This window comes from Bacteroides sp. 1_1_30 (genome assembly GCF_020982715.1).
In the GTDB taxonomy this organism is placed as follows: domain Bacteria; phylum Bacteroidota; class Bacteroidia; order Bacteroidales; family Bacteroidaceae; genus Bacteroides; species Bacteroides xylanisolvens.
On the sequence record NZ_JAJKHN010000211.1, the window covers coordinates 1 to 1,339 of the forward strand.

Genomic DNA, 1,339 nt, shown 5'->3' on the forward strand with positions numbered 1-1,339 from the left:
CCATGGTCTCGTGGGCTCGGAGATGTGTATAAGAGACAGATCATATTCTTATAGGTGCTTATTCCAATGGTGTTTTCATGGCATTAATTAAAATAATGAACTTCTATTTTGTTTTAAGTATTATACTAAAGAGTCGTTATTTTTCAGATCGTGAGACAGTTGTTAAAGCTGCAGTCCTATATGGAGTATTGGCAGCGATTGTTCTAATTTATTGTTTTATAACAGGTGCGGGCTATGCTGCTTATACAGAAAACACTTTTGGCACAAAAGGTTTTTTTGTAGCAATGAATGATGTTGGATTAACTATACTTTTACTGAATATTTTAGCATGCTATTCATTCCAAAAAACGGGAGATGTATTTTATTTTATCGCATTAATAATAATGTCTATTGGTTCTTGTTTTGTTGGTAGTGTAGCTTGCTATTTGGGGACAGCCTTTATATTACTTTTTTTTGCTTTAAGTATCTTGTTTGTTAAATTTGAGGATTATAAAAGTTCCTATAAGGTAAAGTTAATAACTTTGCTTTTAGTTTTAGTTATATTTAATTATGCACTAGTTAAAGTTATATCCGTTATTCAAGAAGATTCTTATCTCTCGAAAAAATACGAAAATATTGGTGCAATCTTTTTAGAGGCTTCAGGAAGGGGATATTTGATAGATGCATCAATTAAAACAATTACCAATTTTAATATTTTTGATTGGTGTTTTGGTAAAGGAAATCTTTATTTAATAGAAAATCAACATCATTTATATTTGGGAGATCCGAAATCAGCAGAAGTTGATCCTCTAGATTTAATAGGACAATTTGGACTCTTTTTTTCTATTCCAATTTTATTATTTCCTATAAAAAGATTGATAGCTAGTATACGAAGTTTTATTAAATGGCATAATGTACTAGATTATTGGTGTATAATAGCTTTTTGTTGTTTTATTGGTCATGCTTTCTATGGTGGACATGCGTATACGAGCCCTCTAGTACTTTCGTATTTAGCTGTTTTTATTTATGTATTAGATAATAGAGATGTAAATAAATATATTTGATCTTATGAATATTCTTTTTTTTGTAGAAAGTGGAGTCGGTAATTCGGCTCTACTAGTAGATCAATTGATTGCATTGTATAAACAACATAAGAATGTATGTGCCATATTGAGTACAAAGGAACAAGAACCTGGGTTAATTGAGAAAATTAATTCTTTATTGATTCCTAATTATATATTACCAGGTTTAGCAGAACATCAGTCTTTTAAGAAGAATGCAATTCAATTAAAGCAGATTATTGAAGAACAATCTATAGACTGTCTCTTATACACATCTCCGAGCCCACGAGACCATGGCT

General features: G+C 30.2%; 1 protein-coding gene and 1 pseudogene. Both read left to right on the plus strand.

Going from position 1 to position 1,339, the window contains the following annotated elements:
- The first annotated feature begins 77 nt into the window (after positions 1 to 77).
- A complete protein-coding gene (locus LPH68_RS26225; RefSeq protein WP_230297270.1) occupies positions 78 to 1,043 on the plus strand; it encodes a hypothetical protein in 966 nt (321 codons plus the stop codon).
- Between the two features lie 4 nt (positions 1,044 to 1,047).
- Positions 1,048 to 1,339: pseudogene (locus LPH68_RS26230) on the plus strand (hypothetical protein); the annotation flags it as partial.